17 protein-coding genes and 1 tRNA gene are annotated in these 20,380 nt (G+C 68.8%); 16 read left to right on the forward strand and 2 right to left on the reverse strand.

All coding sequences use genetic code 11. The features are described from left to right. Positions 1–84: 84 nt before the first annotated feature. Entirely contained in the window at positions 85–240 is a 156-nt protein-coding gene (locus tag ACQPXD_RS04865; protein WP_425516560.1) for a DUF5679 domain-containing protein, read from the reverse strand. 384 nt (positions 241–624) lie between these two features. Here ACQPXD_RS04865 and ACQPXD_RS04870 point away from each other — a divergent pair, with 384 nt between their 5' ends. Both ACQPXD_RS04870 and ACQPXD_RS04875 read left to right on the forward strand, forming a co-directional pair. Continuing rightward, the gene (locus tag ACQPXD_RS04870; RefSeq protein ID WP_432835216.1) at positions 625–1,149 is read left to right on the forward strand and encodes a M48 metallopeptidase family protein; all 525 of its coding nucleotides are present in this window, start codon (positions 625–627) and stop codon (positions 1,147–1,149) included. Then, positions 1,146–1,742, forward strand: a complete 597-nt coding sequence (locus tag ACQPXD_RS04875; RefSeq protein ID WP_432835218.1) for a DUF2064 domain-containing protein — start codon at positions 1,146–1,148, stop codon at positions 1,740–1,742. Before ACQPXD_RS04870 ends, ACQPXD_RS04875 begins: the two co-directional genes overlap by 4 nt. Positions 1,743–2,794: 1,052 nt before the next feature. On the opposite strand, the gene ACQPXD_RS04880 is transcribed toward ACQPXD_RS04875, so the two are convergent. Continuing rightward, the gene (locus ACQPXD_RS04880; RefSeq protein WP_432835220.1) at positions 2,795–4,138 is read right to left on the reverse strand and encodes a zinc-dependent metalloprotease; all 1,344 of its coding nucleotides are present in this window, start codon (positions 4,136–4,138) and stop codon (positions 2,795–2,797) included. A gap of 56 nt (positions 4,139–4,194) precedes the next feature. On the opposite strand from ACQPXD_RS04880, the gene ACQPXD_RS04885 reads away from it, so the two are divergent. The 14 genes from ACQPXD_RS04885 to ACQPXD_RS04950 all read left to right on the forward strand — a co-directional run bounded on the left by ACQPXD_RS04885 (position 4,195) and on the right by ACQPXD_RS04950 (position 20,379). Further along, a complete protein-coding gene (locus ACQPXD_RS04885) occupies positions 4,195–5,229 on the forward strand; it encodes a YlbL family protein (protein WP_432835222.1) in 1,035 nt (344 codons plus the stop codon). Between the two features lie 61 nt (positions 5,230–5,290). Next, positions 5,291–8,275: a UPF0182 family membrane protein gene (locus ACQPXD_RS04890; RefSeq protein WP_432835224.1), complete on the forward strand. Its 2,985-nt coding sequence runs from the start codon at positions 5,291–5,293 to the stop codon at positions 8,273–8,275. Between the two features lie 118 nt (positions 8,276–8,393). After that, a tRNA-Met gene (locus ACQPXD_RS04895) sits at positions 8,394–8,467 on the forward strand. 248 nt (positions 8,468–8,715) lie between these two features. Further along, the gene (locus tag ACQPXD_RS04900; RefSeq protein WP_432835226.1) at positions 8,716–8,991 is read left to right on the forward strand and encodes a hypothetical protein; all 276 of its coding nucleotides are present in this window, start codon (positions 8,716–8,718) and stop codon (positions 8,989–8,991) included. A gap of 41 nt (positions 8,992–9,032) precedes the next feature. Next, on the forward strand, positions 9,033–9,272 hold the full coding sequence (locus ACQPXD_RS04905) for a CopG family ribbon-helix-helix protein (protein WP_432835228.1): 240 nt from the start codon (positions 9,033–9,035) through the stop codon (positions 9,270–9,272). Between the two features lie 520 nt (positions 9,273–9,792). Next, positions 9,793–10,431 carry a type IV toxin-antitoxin system AbiEi family antitoxin domain-containing protein gene (locus tag ACQPXD_RS04910; protein ID WP_432835230.1) on the forward strand — a complete coding sequence of 213 codons (639 nt, stop codon included), beginning with the start codon at positions 9,793–9,795 and terminating at the stop codon, positions 10,429–10,431. After that, positions 10,428–11,357 carry a nucleotidyl transferase AbiEii/AbiGii toxin family protein gene (locus ACQPXD_RS04915; protein WP_432835232.1) on the forward strand — a complete coding sequence of 310 codons (930 nt, stop codon included), beginning with the start codon at positions 10,428–10,430 and terminating at the stop codon, positions 11,355–11,357. The genes ACQPXD_RS04910 and ACQPXD_RS04915 overlap by 4 nt, the downstream gene beginning before the upstream one ends. A 1,163-nt stretch (positions 11,358–12,520) precedes the next feature. Continuing rightward, positions 12,521–13,078 carry a Uma2 family endonuclease gene (locus tag ACQPXD_RS04920; protein WP_432835234.1) on the forward strand — a complete coding sequence of 186 codons (558 nt, stop codon included), beginning with the start codon at positions 12,521–12,523 and terminating at the stop codon, positions 13,076–13,078. Positions 13,079–13,319: 241 nt separating this feature from the next. Then, positions 13,320–13,736: a hypothetical protein gene (locus ACQPXD_RS04925; protein WP_432835236.1), complete on the forward strand. Its 417-nt coding sequence runs from the start codon at positions 13,320–13,322 to the stop codon at positions 13,734–13,736. Between the two features lie 269 nt (positions 13,737–14,005). Next, the gene (locus tag ACQPXD_RS04930) at positions 14,006–15,571 is read left to right on the forward strand and encodes an ABC transporter substrate-binding protein (RefSeq protein WP_432835238.1); all 1,566 of its coding nucleotides are present in this window, start codon (positions 14,006–14,008) and stop codon (positions 15,569–15,571) included. Positions 15,572–15,579: 8 nt separating this feature from the next. Next, on the forward strand, positions 15,580–16,533 hold the full coding sequence (locus ACQPXD_RS04935; RefSeq protein WP_432835240.1) for an ABC transporter permease: 954 nt from the start codon (positions 15,580–15,582) through the stop codon (positions 16,531–16,533). 230 nt (positions 16,534–16,763) lie between these two features. Next, on the forward strand, positions 16,764–18,326 hold the full coding sequence (locus ACQPXD_RS04940) for a dipeptide/oligopeptide/nickel ABC transporter permease/ATP-binding protein (protein ID WP_432843647.1): 1,563 nt from the start codon (positions 16,764–16,766) through the stop codon (positions 18,324–18,326). Beyond that, entirely contained in the window at positions 18,326–19,234 is a 909-nt protein-coding gene (locus tag ACQPXD_RS04945; RefSeq protein ID WP_432835242.1) for an ABC transporter ATP-binding protein, read from the forward strand. The genes ACQPXD_RS04940 and ACQPXD_RS04945 overlap by 1 nt, the downstream gene beginning before the upstream one ends. After that, the gene (locus ACQPXD_RS04950) at positions 19,231–20,379 is read left to right on the forward strand and encodes a pyridoxal phosphate-dependent aminotransferase (RefSeq protein WP_432835244.1); all 1,149 of its coding nucleotides are present in this window, start codon (positions 19,231–19,233) and stop codon (positions 20,377–20,379) included. Before ACQPXD_RS04945 ends, ACQPXD_RS04950 begins: the two co-directional genes overlap by 4 nt. Position 20,380: the final 1 nt, after the last annotated feature.

A 20,380-nucleotide genomic window follows, 5' to 3' on the forward strand; every position in this document is an offset into this window, starting at 1 on the left:
TAAGGCTGAGCGCTGGACGGGTCGAGTGCCGAAGGCGACGACGGCCAGCCGGGGACATGCCCGGACACGGCCGCGGACGCCGGCTCAGGCCTTGCCGAGGATCCGGTTGACCGTCGTGCCGCAGACCGGGCATGCGCCCTTGGCCATCTTCATGCCGGTCTTCGAGATCGCGATCTCTCCCTCGAAGTCCCGCTTCTCCTTGCACTTGACGCAGTAGCCGTTGTACGTCTCGGCCACGATGCCCTCCTCATCTCGGTCCGGCACGCCCCGCGCACCGGTGCTGACCAGCTAGGCCAACGTGGTGAGTGTGCCTTGTCGGACACTCGGGGAAAGTGCGGTTAGACGGGACACGCCGAGCGTAATCGGAAGATATTCCTTCAACCGCACCGTACACACTATGCACAGGCTGGGGATAACCGTGTGGGCAACGGTGTGGGTTGCTGTGGATGAAATCCGCAGGCAGGCCCGCTGGGAGCCGGATTGGGCCGGTCTTCCGGTGGAATCTTTCCGGCGGACTGCCACGAATGGGTGACTTACGGGCACCCTCTGCGAGATTGGCCCTTGCGAAGAGATGGCCGCTTCCGGCTAGCGTTCCCCCGTGAGCGGTACCCGAGGGGGGCCGGCATGACGCGCAAGCCGGTCATCGAGGTGCGGCGCAGCAAGCGCCGCCGACGCACGGTGTCTGCCTATCGCGACGGCGAGCGGGTGGTCGTGCTGATACCGGCCCAGTTCTCCCGTGCGGAGGAGCGCGAGTGGGTCGATCGCATGCTGGAGCGCCTCGCCGCCCGCGAGCAGCGGGTGCGCCGCACCGACGGGGAACTCACCGCCCGCGCGCAGCGCCTTGCCGCCCGCTACCTGCCCGATCACCCCGCGGCCGCCCGTCCGGCGAGCGTGCGGTGGGTGCAGAACCAGAACGGTCGCTGGGGATCTTGCACGCCGGCAGACGGTACCATTCGCATTTCTCACCGCGTGCAGGAGATGCCCGACTGGGTCATCGACTACGTACTGTTGCACGAGCTGTCACATCTGGTCATTCCCAGCCACAGCAGCGCCTTCTGGGCGCTGGTCGCGCGGTACCCGAAGGCCGAGCGCGCCCGGGGGTATCTTGAGGGGGTGTCGGCGGCAGCGGGTCTGGGGATCACGGAATGACGGTCGCCGCCGTCGTCGCCCTGCTCGTGCCGGTCGCCTGGGCTCCGCCGGGCACCGACCCCGACGCCTGGCGCGCCGCGATGGCCGAGGACCTCGTCGACCTGCTGACCCCGCTGCCCCGCGTCCAGCCGGCCATCGCCGCCACCCCGGCCGACCTGCCGCTGGCCGCCAAGATCGCCTGGCCCTCGACCCGCATCTACGAGATCGAGAAGCCCACCATCCGCGCCGCGCTCGCCGCGGCCGCCGCCGACGGCCACGACAAGGCCGCGGTGATCCTCGCCGACGCCCCCGACCTCCCCGCGATGCTGATCGGCAAGCTGCTGCGCCCACTGTCGACCCGGGCGCTGGCGATCGCCCCCGCCCACGACGGCGGCATCGTCGCCGCCGCCGCCCGCCTGCCGCTGCCGGTGTGGCTGCCCGAACTGGACAGCGAGACCGGCGATGCGGTCACCGCCCGCCGGCCGGCCCCGGAGCCGACGTTGGTCGCCTCCGCGCCCGGCTGGCACCGGCTGCGCGGTCCCGACGACCTGCGCCGGCTCGACGTCGGGCTGGACGGCTGGGAGGCCACTCGGGCCCTGCTGAGCGGTAGTTAGCCTGTCGCTTTGCTCGGGCGTGCCTGGGGCCCACCTCAGACCCCCCATGGCCGCTGCGCGGCCACTTCTTCCCGTGCTGCGTTGGGTGCGGTTGCTTGTTGCGCCTTCGGCGCGGTGGTTTAGGTCTTTTGTTGCGCCTTCGGCGCGGTGGTTTAGGTCTTTTGTTGCGCCTTCGGGGCGGTGGCTGGGGTTTTTGTCGCGCCTTTGGCGCAGTGGTTGGGGGCCGTAAGCTAGCCACGCGCGACTTCGTCGCGGCGCTGTGCCTGGGGGGTTCCCACCCCAGACCCCCCATGGCCGCTGCGCGGCCACTTTTGCTGCGCTTTGCGCCCCTGGCGTCTTGGGTGCGGTGGCTTGTTGCGCCTTTGGCGCGGTGGTTGGGGTTGCTTGTTGCGCCTTTGGCGCGGTGGTTGGGGTTTTTTGTTGCGCCTTTGGCGCGTTTGGTTGGGGTCCGAAAGCTAGCCACGCGCGACTTCGTCGCGGCGCTGTGCCTGGGGGGTTCCCACCCCAGACCCCCCATGGCCGCTGCGCGGCCACTTTTGCTGCGCTGCGCGCCCCTGGCGTCTTGGGTGCGGTGGCTTGTTGCGCCTTCGGCGCGGTGGGCATCGGCGGTGGTGCGCCGGGCGGGGCGGATGTATGTCTCCGTGATCATGATGTGTGCGGTGGCTGCACACCGGGTTTGTCGTGATCCTGGAGACTTTTGGTACACGGGGGTACATCAGTGCTCCGTGATCATGAAAAACCGGTGGTGTCGGGGCGGGTAGCGCATGATCGCGGAGACTTTCGGTCGATGTGCCTGTGTTGCGCGGCGGGCAGTGACCGATGTCTGGCGGGATCGCCGTTCGTGTCCGGCGCAGGTGCCGGCGTCGGTGCGTGGCGGGCGGGTGGGCCTTGGTTAGTTTGCGCCGGGGGCCGCGGCGCGGGTAGGCGCTGCGCCCGCCCAGCCGGCCGCTGCCTCGCGCCGGCCAACGCGATCGATCGGGTTGGGTGGTCGTCTCTCCACCGCGCCGGACGTGACGCGGTGGTGTGGGGCTTGTGCGGGCTCGGCGCGGGAGTTAGGGCTTCGGGTCTTCGCCGGTTTCTTCGCCGAAGCCCAGGTCGCCCAGGTCGAGTTGGGTGCGGGCGAAGAGGTCCGGGTCGGCGAAGGCCTCCTCGTCGGGCAGCAGGTCGGGGTGGCCCCAGAGGGCGTCGCGGCCTTGGATGCCGCGGTGCTCGGTCAGGGCGCTCCACAGGGCGGTCGCCTCGCGCAGGCGGCGCGGGCGCAGCTCCAGGCCGACCAGGGCGGCGAAGGTCTGCTCCGCCGGGCCGCCCGCGGCGCGGCGGCGGCGGAACGCCTCCGACAGGCGCACGACGTCAGGTAGCCGGTCGCCGGCGGCCCGGTCCACCACGTGGCAGACCCAGCCCTCGACCAGCGCCAAGGCGGTCTCCAGGCGGGCCAGCGCGGCGCGCTGCTGCGGGGTGTCCTCGGGCGTGAAGATGCCCTCCAGCACGAGCTCCTGCGGGTCGCTGCCCAGCGTCGCCGGGTCGATGCGGCTCATCGCCTCCTCGACCGCGTCCCGGTCGACGTGGATGCCGGCCGCGTAGGCCTCGACGGCGGCGAACACGTGCCCGCGCAGCCACGGCACGTGGCCGAACAGGCGCTGGTGGGCGGCCTCGCGCAGGGCGACGTAGAGGCGCACCTGGTCGTCGGGGATCTCCAGGCCTTTGCCGTACTCGGCGATGTTGGCCGGCACGAGCGCGGCGGCGCCGGCCGGGCCGAGCGGCAGGCCGATGTCGCCGGCCGAGAGCACCTCGGCGGCGAGCGAGCCCAGCGCGGTGCCGAGCTGGCCGCCGAGCAGGGCGCCGCCGAGCGAGGCGACCATCGAGGTCATCGGGCCCATCTGGGCGCGCATCTCCTCGGGGACCAGCTCGGTCATGGCCGAGACCATGCGGGCCGCGACCGGGTCGCACAGCTTGCGCCAGACCGGCAGGGTCTGGTTGAGCCACTCGCCGCGGGTCCAGGCGGCGGTCGAGCGCACGCCGGACGGCAGCGCGGACTCCGGCTCGAGCCACAGATCGGCCAGGCGCAGCGCCTCGATGACGGCGGCGCGCTCCACGGCGGTCACCGGCGGGTCGCCGACCGGCTTCGCCGCGTCGCTGTCGGCCTCGCCGGGCGTGGGCACGGGGGCGCCGGGCATGGCGAATCCGACCGGGAACTGCGACATGGCGGCTCCCGGGCCGCCTCCGGTCAGGTGGGCCTGGGCCAGCTGCCGGGCCAGATCCCAGTTGACCGGACCGCCGCCGGGCGTGGCGAACAGCTGCTGCAGCTGGCTGAGGAATTGCTGCATCTGGCGCGGATCATTGGGATCCGGCACGTCGCCGCCGGACGGACCAAAGCCGAACGGGATATCTGCGGGCATTCCACAACGGTACTCGCTTCCAGGTGCATTGGGCTTGGAGCGCTAGGCTCGCCGCCATGAGACGTCGTGGGCTCACCGTGCTGTTCGGCGCGTTGCTGCTGTTGGTGCTGTCCTGGCAGGCGACCGTGGTCAGGGTGCCGTATGTCGAGATGGGGCCCGGACCGACGTACGACACGCTGGGCACCGACACCGGCAAGCCCGGCGGCCGGCCGATCATCAACGTCACCGGCGCGACGGTCACCAAGTCCACGGGCCAGCTGCGCATGACCACGGTGTCGGTCCAGCCGGAGCTGACCCTGCTCGACGCCATGATCGGCTGGTGGGAGGACGACCGGGCGGTGGTGCCGCGCGAGCTCATCTACCCGCCGGACCGCACACAGGAGCAGGTCGACCAGGACAACGCCCGCGACTTCCAGCAGTCGCAGACCTCCGCCGAGACCGCGGCGCTGCGCGAGCTGGGCTACCCGGTGCTGGTCACCGTGAGTGAGGTCTCCGCCGGTTTCCCGGCCGAGGGCAAGCTGCAGAAGGACGACGTCATCAAGTCCGTCGACGGTACCGCGGTCGACTCCCTCAACAAGCTGACCGATCTGGTGCGCGCCAAGCCGGCCGGTACCACGCGCAAGATCGAGTTCACCCGGGCCGGGCAGACCCAGACGGTGGAGTTCGCGACCAAGGCCGGCGACGACGGCAACCCGCGTCTCGGTGTGCAGGTGACCACGGCCCAGCCGCACCCGTTCCAGCTGAGCATCCAGCTGGACAAGATCGGCGGCCCGTCGGCCGGCCTGATGTTCACGCTGGGCATCATCGACACGATCGAGCCCGAGGACCTGACCGGCGGAATGATCATCGCCGGTACCGGCACGATCGACGACGACGGCAACGTCGGACCGATCGGTGGCATCCCGCAGAAGCTGGTGGCCGCGAAGGCCGCCGGGGCGAAGGTCTTCCTCACGCCGGCGAGCAACTGCGCCGAGGCGATGGGCAACCCGCAGCCCGGCCTGCCCTTGATCAAAGTCAGCACACTGGACGATGCGCTGAACGCCCTGCAGGCACTGCGGGCCGGTCGGACGCCGACGCTGTGTAGCCGATGACTACGCTGGACGAGTTTCCATACGCGAACGGGCGGAGCCGACCGTGGTAATGCGTAATCCGATGACCAGGGTGAGCCGGCGGGGCCGGGTCACGATCGCCGTCCTGGTGATCGTCTTCCTGCTGTTCACACTGTTCGACCGGGTGGTCGGGGCGTGGGCGGACTATCTGTGGTTCTCCGAGGTGAAGTACCCCCAGGTCTTCACCGGGATCCTCACGACCCGGATCTGGATGTTCGTGATCTTCGGGTTGGCGGTCGGGCTGGTGATCGCCGGTAACCTCTACCTCGCCTACCGGACCCGCCCGCTGCTGCGGCCGCACTCCGCCGAGCAGCACGCGCTCGACCGCTACCGGCTGTTCCTGCTGCCGCACATGACCGGCTGGATCCTGCTGGTCGCCGGGCTCATCGGGCTCTTCTCCGGGCTGTCGGCGCAGGGGCACTGGCAGGACTGGATGCTGTTCAGCAACAGCACCCCGTTCGGCCAGACCGACCCGCAGTTCCACGTCGACCTGTCGTTCTACGTGTTCGAGTACCCGTTCTGGCGGTACCTCCTCGGCGTCGCCTTCACCGCGGTGGTCTTCGCGCTGCTGGGCTCGCTCGCGCTGCACTACCTCTTCGGGGGCGTGCGGCTGCAGGGCGCCGGCGAGCGCATGACCGCCGCGGCCCGCGCCCACCTGACCTCCCTGGTCGCGGTGTTCGTGCTACTCAAGGCCGCCGCCTACTTCCTGGACCGGCGCGGGCTGCTGCTGGACAAGTTCCCCACGCAGGATCTTTACGGCGCGGGGTACACCAACATCAACGCCCTGCTGCCGGCCAAGGAGATCCTCGCGTGGATCTCGATCGTGGTGGCGGTCGCGATCATCGTTTTCTCCAACGCCTTCATGCGCAACCTGATCTGGCCCGGCCTGGCGCTCGGCCTGCTGGCGCTCTCCGCGGTCGCGGTCGGCGGCATCTACCCGGCGGCGGTGCAGTCCTTCACGGTCAAGCCGAGCCAGCTGCAGAAGGAGGCGCCGTACTTCCAGTACGCGATCGACGCCACCCGCGACGCCTACGGGCTCAAGGGCGTCAAGGTCGATCCCTACAAGGCGGACAACACCGACCCGCCGAAGAGCCTGGTCGACGGTACCGACGCCACGGTCAACAACATCCGGCTGCTCGACCCCGCCGTCGTCGGCGAGACCTACACCCAGCAGCAGCAGGTCCGTGGCTTCTACGAGTTCAACCCGAAGCTGGACATCGACCGGTACACCATCAACGGCAAGACGCAGGATTACATCGTCGGCGTCCGTGAGATCCGCTACGACCAGCTGCAGCAGAACAACTGGCAGAACCGCCACAGCGTCTACACCCACGGCTACGGGTTCGTCGCCGCCCCCGCCAGCCAGGTCGTCTGCAGCGGCCAGCCGTTCTACGTCTCGGGCTTCCTGAGCCAGGAGACCAAGCCGGAGGACAAGCCCGGCGAGAAGTGCTCCTCCGACGCCGACCAGATTCCCGTCACGCACCCGCAGATCTACTACGGCGAGCAGATGGGCGACGTCTACGCGATCGTCGGCAAGTCCAAGCCGGGGGACCGCAACTCCGAGTTCGACCGGCCCACCGGCGGCGACGGCGGCGGCAACACCGACCAGTACTCGACGTACGACGGCAGCGGCGGCGTCGCGGTGAACACCTTCTGGCGCCGGCTGCTCTTCGCCTCGTACTTCCGCGAGACGAACTTCCTGCTCTCCAGCGTGCTCAACGATCACTCGAAGGTGATGTACGTGCGCGACCCGGAGACCCGGGTCCGCAACATCGCGCCGTTCCTGACCCTGGACAGCGACGCCTACCCGGCGGTCGTCGACGGCAAGATCCTGTGGATCATCGACGGTTACACCACGTCGGCGACCTACCCGTATTCGCAGCGCATCGACTGGAACACGGCGATCCAGGACTCCTCGACCGCCGGCCGGGTCTTCCCCGAGCCCCGCCAGGACGTCAACTACCTGCGCAACTCGGTGAAGGCCACCGTCGACGCGTACACCGGCGAGGTCACGCTGTACGCCTTCGACGACAACGACCCGGTCCTCAAGACCTGGAACAAGGCGTTCGGCGGCAAGCTGGTCAAGCCGCGCTCGGCGATCTCCCCGGCCCTGATGGACCACATGCGCTACCCCGAGGACCAGTTCAAGGTCCAGCGCGACCTGCTCAGCCGGTTCCACGTCACCTCGCCCGACGGGTTCTTCTCCGGTCAGGACTTCTGGGAGGTACCGAAGGATCCGGCGAACTCGACCGCCGACCAGCCGCCGTACTACATCGTCGCGAAGCTGCCCGGCCAGGACTCGGCCCGCTTCCAGCTCACCGCCGCGATGGTGCCGCGGAAGCGGGGCAACCTGGCGGCCATCATGTCGGCGTCGTACGTCAACGGCCAGCCCACCTTCCAGGTGCTGGAGCTACCGGCCAACACGGCGATCCAGGGCCCGAACCAGACACACGGCACGATGACGTCGATACCCGACGCCCGGAAGGAGCTGACCCAGTTCAGCTCCCAGAACTCCGACGTGTTCTACGGCAACCTGCTGTCCCTGCCGGTCTCCGACGGGATGTTGTACGTCGAGCCGATCTACCTCAAGGCGAAGAACGAGTCGACGTTCCCGCGCCTGCAGAAGGTCCTGGTGGCGTATGGCCCGAAGTACATGGCCTACGCCGACGACCTGGCCTCCGGTCTGGAACAACTGGTCAAACAGGTCACCGGCCAGGTGCCGGTGCCCCAGACGGACAATCCGGACCAGAACCAGCCCAACCCGCCGACAACCAGCAACCAGCCCGGCACCCCGGAGGTCCAGGCGGCGATAGCCAACATGAACAAGGCGATCGCCGACCTCAAGACGGCCCAGCAGTCGGGCGACTTCGAGGCGTACGGCAAGGCCCTCAAGGCCCTGCAGGACGCGATCGGGCAGTACGAGGCCGCGACCAAGGCCGCCGGCGCAACCCCGTCCCCGAGCGGCTCAGCGAGCCCGTCGGCCTCCGCCGGCGCCTCACCGTCGGTTTCCGCGCCCTCCTCGGGCTGACCGGACCTTCGTCACCCGGGTCCCACCGCCTCCAGCCGGGGCCCGGGTGACGACCAACACGATCGCGTCCAGGCGATTTGGAACTCGGGACGAGCGTGCGCTAATGTGAACAAGCCGACGCGGGGTGGAGCAGCTCGGTAGCTCGCTGGGCTCATAACCCAGAGGTCGCAGGTTCAAATCCTGTCCCCGCTACAACCCTAAGGGGCCCCTGCTTCGTGGCAGGGGCCCCTTGCCGTTTTGGGTTGTAGCACCCTCGCGCTCGCTTCGCTCGCTCCCCGGCGGGGGGCTTCGCCACCCCGCGCCCCCCGATGCCGCACTTCGCTTCGCTCGTGCGACACAGCCTCGCTTCGCTCGCTCAACCCCCTTGCTCACCCGCGTTCGGTCCGGCCTCCGCGCGGCTCGGGTGGTGGGCGGCGTTTGACGCGTTATACGCTGCTGGGGTGGCGGAGCGGGAGTATGGCTGGACCGATGCTGGCAAGGGCAGTGCGGCCCGCAACGGGGTGACCGAGCGCGAGGTCGTGGATGCGCTCTACTCGTCGCAACGGATTGAGCATCGGATCGGCACGCTGCTGCTGGCTGTTGCTGGGCTGGCGGATACGTCTCGGGTGATCGTCGTGATGTGCGAGCGGATCGGCAAGGTCAACAGCTATGCGATCCTGGCGGCGCGGCCGGCCACTCCGGAGGAGATCAAGCTGTGGATGGAGGGGACTCGATGAGTGTGTACCGAGACCCCCGGACGATGAGCCGGGATGAGTTGGTGGCCTACTTCGACGGTGGCGGGGACATCTCCGAGCTGCTGCGTGACGCTGTGCCCGGTCCGGCGCTGGGACCGGCTCCGGCCGAGATTCCGATGATTGTCACCGGCGTCCGGCTGCCGTCGGAGACTGTTGAGCGGCTCGACGCGCTCGCCGGCAACGACAGGGGCGGACGCTCGGGGCTCATCAGACGCGCGATCGACGAGTATCTGGAACGGCACCCTGGCGGGGCGGCCGCCTGACCGTCAGCTCGCTGTAGCCAGATGTGTAGCCAGGGCGTCTTCAAACGGCTGCGACGGATCGGAACGCATGAGACGACCGGGAGCCTGTTGCAGCTGCCAGAGCGGGACATCGTGCTACTGGTTGCGTCGGGTGAGACGGCTCAAGGTGTGCTCACAACCCAGAGGTCGCAGGTTCAAATCCTGTCCCCGCTACAACCCTTAGGGGCCCCTGCTTCGTGGCAGGGGCCCCTTGCCGTTTGGGGTTTCCGCGTTCCTCGCGCTCGCTTCGCTCGCTCCAGGCGGGGGGCTGCGCCACCCCGCACCCCCCGATGCCGCACGTCGCTTCGCTCGTGCGGCACGGCCTCGCTTCGCTCGCTTCTTCCCAGTGGGGAGCTCCGCTCCACCCATGCCCCTCAAACCCGGGAACCGTTGTGCGCGGTTTTCGCGTTTTCGCGCTCGCTCCCCAGCGGGGAACTTCGCCCATCCACATCTCGTAACCGTGTAGCCCTGCGTTGGGACCGTATTTGATACACTTTGCAGTGTGTCGGCGGTTGAGGTGCTGGCTCGGTTGGCTGTCGAGGTTGCCGAGGACCAGTGGGGACTGGTGACTCGCGCGCAGGCTCTTGCCGCGGGAGTGCCACCGGCAACGTTCGCCCGGCTGGTTGCGGCGGGGGCGCTGGTGCGTGTGGCACACGGCGTGTATCGGATCGCTGGGGGATCGGATCCGGGTCACCTCGATCTGCGGGCGGCGTGGCTGCAACTCGACCCGCTCGCACCGGCATGGCAGCGAGTGCAGGCTGATCGCGTGGCGGTGGTGTCGCACCGGTCTGCTGCCGAGCTGTACGACCTGGGGGACCTGATCGCCGATACTCACGAGTTCAGCGTTCCGGTACGAACGCAGACCCGGCGGCGGGATGTGCGAATGTATCTGCGCCAGGTCCCACCGGGAGACCGAGAGGTCGTCGGCGGGTTGCCGGTGACTCGGGCGCATCGGATCGTGGCGGATCTGCTGGACGGGCATGAGGACGGGAGCGCGGTAGCCACGATCGCGGTGCAGGCGGTGCGCCGAGGGTTGACGACGGTGGACCGGATCGCGGCGGCGGTGGCCCCTCTCGCACGCAGATACCACGCCGGTGACGGTGCGGCGCTGGCAAATCAGTTGCTGAGTGATGCTGCGTGACAGGTCCATTTCCGTACGCGTCGCCGGCGGCGTTGCGCGCCGCCTTGACGGATCGGTTGAAGAGGCTGGCCGTCGCATCTCCGTTCACCGTGACCGAGTTGCATCGGCAGTTCGCCTACGATCGGCTACTGGCCCGGGTGTTCAGCGCGCCGGATGCCGATCGATGGGTGCTCAAAGGTGCTGCCGCGCTGCTGGCCCGATTGGACGTGGCGCGGCACAGCAAGGACATCGACTTGTCCCGGCAGTCCACGGTGGACCTTGATGAGGCAGAACGGGCGTTCCGTGCTGCCGCTGAGCGGAGCGTGGGCGATTTCTTCGTGTTCGAGATCGGGCCGGCGGCTCCGCTCGTGGGGGACAAGGGTCTGCGTTTCGCCGTGGTAACCGGGCTGGGTGGACGGCCGTTCGCGGCATTCTCGGTGGATCTGGTCGTAGGGCAGTCGATGACTGCATTGCCGGAGGCGGTGCCGCCCTTGGTGGCGGTGGACATCCCCGGTCTCCTCCGGGTGAACTACCGCGCATATCCGCTCGTTGACCACATCGCCGACAAAGTAACGGCGTGTCTGGAAACGCACGCCCGCAGCGGTGGAGCAGTGTCGGTGTCCAGCCGGTACAAGGACCTGGTCGACCTCGTACTGATCGCGCGTACGCAGCAGCCCGTGGCTGCTGACCTGCGGCACGCGCTGCTGTCGGAGACGGCGCGTCGCGGCATTGGGTTGCCGGCGGCCTTCGTGGCGCCGGGGCCGCTGTGGCCGGCCGGATACGAGGCGAAAGCCACCGAAGTACCTCAGTTGGAGGAGTTCGGCCGGTTTCCGGCCGCGATGGCTCTGGTGAAGGCGATGCTCGACCCGATCCTGGCGGGGACAGCGGCCGGGCGGTGGGATCCGAAGCAGGCGACGTGGGTAGGGTCGGGCTTAGCCAGCCCGTGACTGTAGCCAAAAGTGTAGCCAGAACGCCCTGACACATCCGGGACAGAGGGTGACGGGTGAGACGGTTCGAGGCTGAGGCCGCAGGTCAGCGGTCACCGGTGCGACGTCCCGTGACGCCTGAGACGGCTCAAGGTCTGCTCAGAACCCAGAGGTCGCAGGTTCAAATCCTGTCCCCGCTACAACCCTTAGGGGCCCCTGCTTCGTGGCAGGGGCCCCTTGCCGTTTGGGGTTTCCGCATTCCTCGCGCTCGCTTCGCTCGCTCCAGGCGGGGGGCTGCGCCACCCCGCCCCCCCCGCAAACCCGGGCGGCTTGCGGTTTGTGGGTCACCTGCGGTCGCTTCTTTTTTGCTCGGGTTCGTGCAACACCGGGCCGTTGCTCCCGCCAGACACCGGTCGGGCCTTGACGGCCCTCCCTGCCACGTCCGTGGTGCCAAGGCCGGCAGACCCGTGCCCCGGGGCGGCGCGGCGAACTGGTGCGGATGTCGCACCCGTCGGGCGCAACCTGCGATCCGCGCGGCCAGGGGCGGACGTATGTCTCCGGGATCATGATGTCCTCGGTGGCCGCGCACCGGGTTTGTCATGATCCCGGAGACTTGTGGTACACGGGGGTACATCAGCACTCCACGATCATGAAAAACCGTTGGTGTCGACCCGGGTTTCGCATGATCACGGAGACTTCTGGTCCTGCGCCGTGCCCGCGGCGTGCAGCTGCCCGACGTGTAGGACGTGATCGCCGATCGTGCTCACCCCGGGTCTTGGGGCGCGTGGGCCGGGCACCGCTTGGTCGCCGGCGGGTATGGCGGCCAGCGGTGCCGCTTTCCGCGTGGCGCTGGCCGGTGCCGGGCGGGGCAGACCACGGCGGCTGCGGGCCAGCACCCCGGCCGCACGCGGCGCACCAGGACGTATCGGTGCCGGTCCGTGACGGACACGCCAAGCTCATACACCATGCCGGCGGACGTGGCCCTTGCCGTTTGGGGTTTTCCGCGTTCCTCTCGCTCGCTCCCCAGTGGGAGCTTCGCTCCACCCGCACCCCCTCCAACCCACGCTGCTTGCGGTGGGCGCGCTGGGCGCGGTGCGTGCGGCTGGTGGAACTGTTGCGTGCCGTGTGCTGCTCAGGCGTTAGGCTCGGTGGGTTGCGTCAGTCGGCTTCTGGAGGGTCAAGGCATGAGTGTGGACGTGCTTGACCACGTTGGGCCGTGGAGCGAGGACGAGTACCTTGCGCTGGGTGAGACTGCGGACAGGATCGAGTTGATCGATGGGAGCCTGGTCGTGAGTCCGGCGCCGAGCATGAGTCATCAGCGGCTCTCGCGTCGGCTGGCCAATGCGCTGGACGTGGGTGCCTCGGCTGCGGGTCTGTCCGTTTACGAGGCGATCAACGTGAGGCTCAACACTGGTCGTATCGTGATTCCCGACTTGGCCGTCGTGGACACGGACGAAGAGGCGGTCACGGCGGATGCTCGGCGCGTTCCGTTGATCGGCGAGATCGTGTCGCCCGGCAACGCGGCCATGGACCGGGTGCTGAAGATGGATCTCTACGCGGCCGCCGGAATCGGGTGGTACCTGCTGGTCGAGCACGAGCCGGTCGGCGAGCTGACGTTGCGGCTCAACCGTCTCAGCGGCCGGCATTACGTGGAGCACGCGATCGCCAAGGGCGGTGAGACGTTGACCGCCGATCGTCCCTTTACGTTCGAACTCGACACTCGCTCGTTGGTGCGCCGGTAACCGCGCCCGTCGCCAGAATTTCTGAACGGTCCGGGCGCGAACTGTAGCCAGATGTGTAGCCAGGACGGTCTGGCATGCTGGCAACGGTCCGGCACGGGTGAGAGACTCAGTGTGCTCCGCCGCTGGTCGGGATGCATCGGGTGGGATCGGACAGCACGGGTGAGACGGCTCACGGTCTGCTCGCTGGCCCGCGGCGACCACCATCGGGTGGCGCACTGCGACCCCGGCCACATGCTCCACGGTGACCGTGCGGGCGTTGTCGCCCAGCAGATACGTCGTCGCCCCGCCGATCCGCCGCGGCGTGGCGTCCACACAGGCGATCAACGTGCCCAACGTCTGGTCCCAGGTGGGGATCACCACCCGGGACCGTGACCAGGACAGCCACGCGCAGAACAGGCTCGTCTTCCGGCCGCCGATGCGCGGGCCGTCGCTCCAGTCGAACTGCAGCCACAATCCCGGTTCGGCAGCGGATGTGCAGCGACTCCGGCTGCACCGGCGGCAGGCCGGTCCAGGCGAACAGGCCTCATGCGGTGGCAGCACGCCCGCTGGCTCGCCGTCCGTCAGTCGTGCTCGCGTCGTCGATGAAGACGGCCACGTCGATCGCCGAGCTGTCGAGGGCCCCGTTGAGCCGGACGCCGCGGTCCGGCCGGAACCTTGACCTTCACGCGGGAACGTGGTCCGAGATCGCCTGGCGGAGGTACGGCAGCGGCTGCTCGGGCGGCGTGCTCGGTTGACTCGATGGGTGATCGCCGCCTCGTCTCGGCGAGCCCGCGGATCTCATGAGGGTGGCCAACCTCGGTTAAATATCTTAGACAGCGGCTGTACATATCCCAACCGTTCTGGTTATTGTCTACTCCTCCGGTGATCGAGGTCACCCCAGGCGACCCCAGTCGCAGGTCGGCTGGGCTTCCGAGCAGAGGAAGAGACATGAGGTTGGTGCGCATCGTTGCCGTGGCCGGCTCAGTGCTGATCGCCACGGCCGCCTGCGGTGGGGGCGGCGGGTCCTCCACTGGCGCCGGCGGCACGCCCGTTCTGCAGATACCTACCGATCCAGGAGTCCTCGACCCGCAGACCAGCCCCGGCAGCTGGGGACGGCCAATGATGCGGATGGCCTACGACACCCTTGTCGCGGACGGCCCGAACGGCGTCGTGCCGCAGCTCGCGGAGAGCTGGGACGTGACGCCGACCACGGCAACGTTCAAGATCCGTGACGGGATCACGTGCGGCAACGGTGCTGCGATGGACGCCGCCGCCGTCGCCGCGAACTTCGAACGACTGAAGGACCCCGCCGCGAAGGTTCCGTTCACCGCGTCGTTCCTCGGGTCGACGACCTACAAGGTGAGCTTCGACGCGGCAGCACGCACCGTCACGCTCGCACTGCCCGCCCCGTTCAGTCCGCTGCTGTCGAACCTCGCCGCATACCCCGGCATGATCTGTCCCGAGGGGCTGCAACATCCGGAGAAACTCAATGAGGCGTCGTTCGGCACCGGCCCATACACGCTCGTGGACGTCAAGGCCGGGCAGTCCTACACGTTCCAGCGGCGCGACGACTACACCTGGGGGCCGGGCGGAGCCACATCGAAAGACCTGCCCAGCCGGGTCGAGATCAGCGTCGTCAGCAACGAGACGACCGCGGCGAACCTCATGCTGAGCGGTGAGCTGAGCCTCGGGATCTTCACTGCTCGCGGCGCTTACGACCGGCTCGCCGGCGACCGGTTCGCCAGTAAGGTGGTGCCCGCGTCCGCGACCTACATGCATTTCAATTTCCTGAAGCAGTCCAGCCCGATCCAGGACGTGGCGGTGCGTCGGGTGCTGGCGGCCTCGGTCGACCGGGCCGCCCTGGCCAAGATAGCCACGGGCTCCGCGGACCAGCTCAGCAACAGCGTCGCGCTGCCTCAGTCGCCTTGCCAGCGTGAGGTCACCGACGAAGGCCTGGTCCGGTACGACACGGCGCAGGTTCCGTCGCTCCTGACCGGCGCCGGGTGGACCAAGAGCGGGAACGGCTGGACGAAGAACGGTCAGAAGCTGGCCATCAACCTCCTGGTGACCGGCCCGGCCGGTGCCGGCAACAAGCCGATCGCGGACTACGTGCTCAACGCGTGGAACGCGCTCGGCATCGAGGTCAATGTCGACAACGTCGACCAGAAGACCGGGATCGACCGGCGTGCCCAAGGCACATATGACGTCTGGCTGGGCGCCTGGACGAGCGTGTTCAACCCCGCCATCATCTCGCCGTTCCTGACGTCACCGAAGTCGCCGAACTATTCCTACCTGGCCAATGCGGCGTACAACGAACTGGCGAAGCAGGCCTACGACATGGACCCGGAACAGACCTGCGCCGTCTGGGCCAAGGCCCAGACCGCGATCAACGAGCAGGTCTCGATGGTCCCCGAGTACTACGACGCAACCCACTACATCAGCTCCAAGGGCCTGCAATTCGAACCGTACCGGTCGTTCATCGAGCCGACCAGCCTGCGGGCATCGTCGAAGTAGAGCCATCCATGCCGCGATCGATCACCACCTACGCGAGCTTTGCCGGCAAGCTGTTGGTCAGGCTCGCCGGAGGACTGCTCCTGCTGGCGACGGCCTCGTTCCTCCTGGTGCAGGCCATGCCGGGTGACCCCGTCGTACGTCTGCTCGGCGGCGACGCGTCCGAGGCTGACATCGCTCGGGCGCGCACCGCCCTGGGCCTGGACGATCCGTTCTACGTCCGCTACCTCGACTTCATCCGGCGGATCTTCACCTTCGACTTCGGCTCCTCGTTCACCGGTGAGCCGGTCACATCCGTGCTGGGCGATCGTGCGTGGCACACCGCGGTCCTGGCGGGTACGAGCATGGTCGTGACCGCCGTGCTGAGCGTCGTTGCGGGTCTCGTCGCGGCGGCGGTCACCCAGGGCGAGCGTCGCTCCGGCTTCGCCCATGCCTTCACCACGGTGACCGGATTCCTCGCCGCCGTCCCTTCCTACGTGCTCGCGATGGGCCTGGTCGCGTTGTTCGCCGTGACCCTCGAACTGTTCTCGGTCGCCGGCGCGGACGGGCCTTCCTCGCTGGTCCTGCCGGTGACCGCGCTGTCCCTGCCGGCCGCCGCCGTGCTTTGCCGAATCGTACGGGTGGAGGCGCTCAGCGTCCTCGAAAGTGACTTCGTCCGCACCGTGCGAAGCAAGCAGTTGCCACGCACACGCCTCTATCTTCGGCACGTCCTGCCGAACGTCGTAACCGGCGCACTGACGATCGGGGGTGTCATGTTCGGCTATCTCCTCGGTGGCAGCGTCATCGTCGAGAACGTCTTCCAGTGGCCCGGGCTGGGCACGGAGATGGTGCACGTGATCAACACGCGCGACTTTCCGGTCCTGCAGACCGCGATCATCTTCATCGGGGTGGGCGTTCTCGCGGTGAATTCGATCGTCGACGTCGTCCTGTTCGTCCTCGACCCGCGGATCCGGGCCGCATCGTGACCGCCGCGCGCACATCCCGGGGCCGCGGTCCGCTCACCGCCCTTGCCCGTACGAAATCGGGACGCCTGGCCGTGCTCGTGCTGGGCCTTCTGCTGGTCGCGGTCATTGCCGGTCCGGTCGTGGCCGGCGACGCGGCGGCCCGGACCGACCCGCTCCTGGCTCGCACCGACCCGAGCTGGGCGCACCTGCTCGGGACCGACGACCTGGGTCGCGACGTCCTCGCCCGAGTGGTGGCGGCGACCCGATCGACGATCCTGCTGGCGACCACGTCGATCCTGCTGGCAGCCGTCCTGGGCTACGCCCTCGGTCTGGCGGCCGGCCTCACCGGGTCGCGGGCGCGGCGCGGGGTCACCCTTGTGCTGAATCTCTGGCTGGCGTTTCCACCCATTGTCGTCGCGCTGTTCGTCAGCACTGTGCTGTACCAGTCGACGCTGAGCGCGGTCGTCGCCGTCGCTCTCGCGTACGCGCCGTTGTTCGCCCGTACCATGTTGAATCTGGTGACCGCCGTGGCCGGTCGCGACTACGTCCATGTCGCCCGCATGCTCGGCGTGGGACCGATGCGACGGCTCAGCCGCCACATCGCGCCGAATGTGTCCGCGCCGCTGTGGATCCAGTCCACCACCGGCATCGGCGAGGCCATGGTCGCGCTGTCCGCGCTCAGCTTCCTCGGCCTCGGTGTGCAACCTCCCGCATACGACTGGGGGAGTCTGCTCGCGGAGTACCTCGAACGCATCTTCACCTCGCCGCTTGTCGTGCTCGGCCCGGCACTGGCGATCACCGTTGTCGGCGTGTTGTTCGCGTTCATCGGCGAAGCCGGTGCCCTGGCCATGGATCCGCAACGCTGGACCGCGGATGCCGGCAAACGGGCATCCGGCAAGGCTCGCGGGACGGCCGGACCGGCCCCGTCGGCCGGACCGGCCGACGGGCGCCCGGTTCCCGCCACGCGGCTGCGCGTCGTCGATCTCAACGTTTGCTTCCCGGGCGCTGACGGCGACGCCTATGTCGTGCGGAACGTCACCTTCGACGTCGCCGCCGGGGAGGTTGTCGGCATCATCGGTGAATCCGGAAGCGGCAAGAGCATGACGGCGTCGGCGATCGCCCGCCTCGTCCCCCGGCCGGGGGTCGTCGGTGCCGGCGTCGTCGAGCTCGACGGGACGGATCTGGCGGGCGATCTCGACGGGGCACTCCGGCGGGTCATGGGCACCAAGGTCGCAACGGTGTTCCAGAACCCGATGTCGGCACTGACGCCGACGATGCGGATCGGGCCGCAGATGTGCGAGGGCATCAGGCACCACACGGGAATTTCGCGCGGACAGGCGCGGGACGCGGCGCTGCAGGCGCTGGCAGAGGTCCAGATCACCGGCGGCGAACGGGTCCTGAGCATGTACCCGCACCAGCTGTCCGGCGGCATGCGCCAGCGGGTGGCGATCGCGATGGGCCTGATGGTCAGGCCGGCGCTGCTCATCGCCGACGAACCGACGACGGCCCTCGACGTGACGATCCAGCAGCAGATCCTCAGACTGTTCCAGACCCTGCAGCGTGAGCACGACATGGCGATCCTGTTCATCTCGCACGACTTCGGCGTGATCCGCGAGGTCTGCGACCGGGTGCTGGTGATGCACCGGGGAGAGATCGTCGAGCGGCTCCGGGTCAGCGACCTCGAGACGGCTCGGCATCCCTACACCCGTCAGCTCCTCGCCGCGGTGCCGTCGATCGACCATCCGCGCACCCGCCCGCCGGCCCGGCCGTCGCCGGACCCGTCCGCCGGTGCCCTGACCGAGGCGAGAACGTGATGACCGCGCTCACCGTCACCGGTCTCAACGTCGACTTCGGCCGCGGCCGGCGCATCGTCCATGCCGTACGGGACGTGGGGTTCGAGATCGCTCACGGCACGACCCTGGGTCTCGTCGGGGAGTCCGGATCGGGCAAGTCGACCGTCGCGCGCGCGGTGAGCGGCCTGGTCCGGCCGGCCGGCGGATCGATCGGCCGTCCCGGCGGCGGCAAGGCGCACGGCGTGCAGATGGTCTTCCAGGATCCGTTCTCCTCCCTCAACCCGCGCATGACCGTCGGCCGCATGTTCACCGAGGCACTTCAGCTCGTAGACAGCAAACGCACCGCCGACGAACTCGCGCGGCTCGTGCACCTTCCGGCGGAGATGATCGGGAAGTTTCCGCACGAGCTGTCCGGCGGCCAGCGGCAGCGGGTGGCCATCGGCCGTGCCCTTGCGGTCGATCCGAAGGTGCTCATCCTCGACGAGGTCACCGCGGCGCTCGACGTCTCCATCCAGGCCGCCATCCTCGACATGCTCACCCAGCTACAGGCCGAGCTCGGCTTCGCCGCACTGTTCATATCTCACGACCTCGCGGTGGTACGGCAGGTGTGTGACGAGGTGGCGGTCATGTACCTGGGCCACATCGTCGAGCTGGCGGATGCCGAGTCGCTCTTCCGCGCGCCGCAGCACCCTTATACTCGGTCGCTGCTGGCCGCGATTCCGGGCAGTCACGCCGACGAGCGCCTGCGTGCCCTGGGGGAGCCTGCCGACCCCGCGTTCCCGCCGGCGGGATGCCACTTCCATCCCCGCTGCCCGGTTGGGCCCAGGGTTCGTACCGACCGAGCCGTCTGCGCCGGCGACGACCCGTTCCCCGGCGCCGGGCAACGCCCGCACCGTGTCGCCTGCCACTTCCCGGGAGAGGTGGCATGAGTCGCCGATACGACCTGGACCGTCTGCCCGCACTGGAACTGGCCGAGCGCGCGGCGCGTCGTGGCGTTCGCCTCATCCGCATGCCGGGCGCGCCCAACGTCGCCATGCCCGAGCACGTCGTGGATGCGGTCCTGGCCCAGCTCAGCCGGACGCATGACCGCGATTCGCGCGGGACCCCGCAGCTGCGCCGATCCGTCGCCGAGATGCTCCGCGACCGCGACCACGTCGAGGTCGACCCCGACCGTGAGCTCATCATCACGCACGGGGCTGCCCACGGCCTCAGCGTGACCCTGGGCGCTTTCTGCGATCCGGGCGACGACGTCGTTGTCCCCGTCCCCACGTACTTCTTCGACGGGCCGATCGCACGATGCGGCGCGACACCGCGTCACGTCGCCTGCCGCCCGGCGGCACACGACTGGGCCCTGGACCTGGACGCCATCGCCGATGCGGTCACCGACCGAACCCGGGCGATCCTGCTGTGCAACCCGGTGAACCCGACCGGACGGCTGCACACCAGTGCGGAGATCGACGCCGTCGTGCACCTCGCTCGGCAACGAGGCGTGATCCTGATCGCGGACGAGTCGTTCAGCCACTACGTCTACGACGGTCCGTTCACGTCCGTGGCCACCCGGCGATCTGACTACGACCGCATCATCACCATCCAGAGCCTCAGCAAGAACTACGCCTTCGCCGACTGGCGCGTGGGCTATGTCCACGGTCCGCAGCATCTGATCGACGCCGTCCACCGGTGCTTCGAGTGGGATGGCATCAACGTGGGCTCCGTTCCCCAGGCCGCGGCGGTCGCGGCGATCACCGGGCCGCGGGTCTGGATCGATCGGTACCTCCATGCCTACCCGGCCAAGCGTGACACGCTCCTCACCCTCGTGCGGGCGGCCGGATTCCGGGTCGTTCGTCCGGGTGCGGGCGCGGCGATGCTCGTCGACTTCCGGCCTCTCGGAGTCGCGGGCCGGGTGTTGGAGAACCGATTGCTCGACCACGGAATCGCCGCCGTCGCCGGCGACGGTTTCCACGGCCCCGCGGACCACGCCCGGCTGCTGTTCGGGGGCGAGGCCGAGGACCTGCACGACCTGGGTAAGGCCCTCAGCCGGCTCGTCCGTCCGGGGCGGGCCGCAGCGCACAACTGAA

Origin of the sequence: Dactylosporangium sp. CA-092794, assembly GCF_050948465.1 — a bacterium.
In the GTDB taxonomy this organism is placed as follows: Bacteria; Actinomycetota; Actinomycetes; order Mycobacteriales; family Micromonosporaceae; genus Dactylosporangium.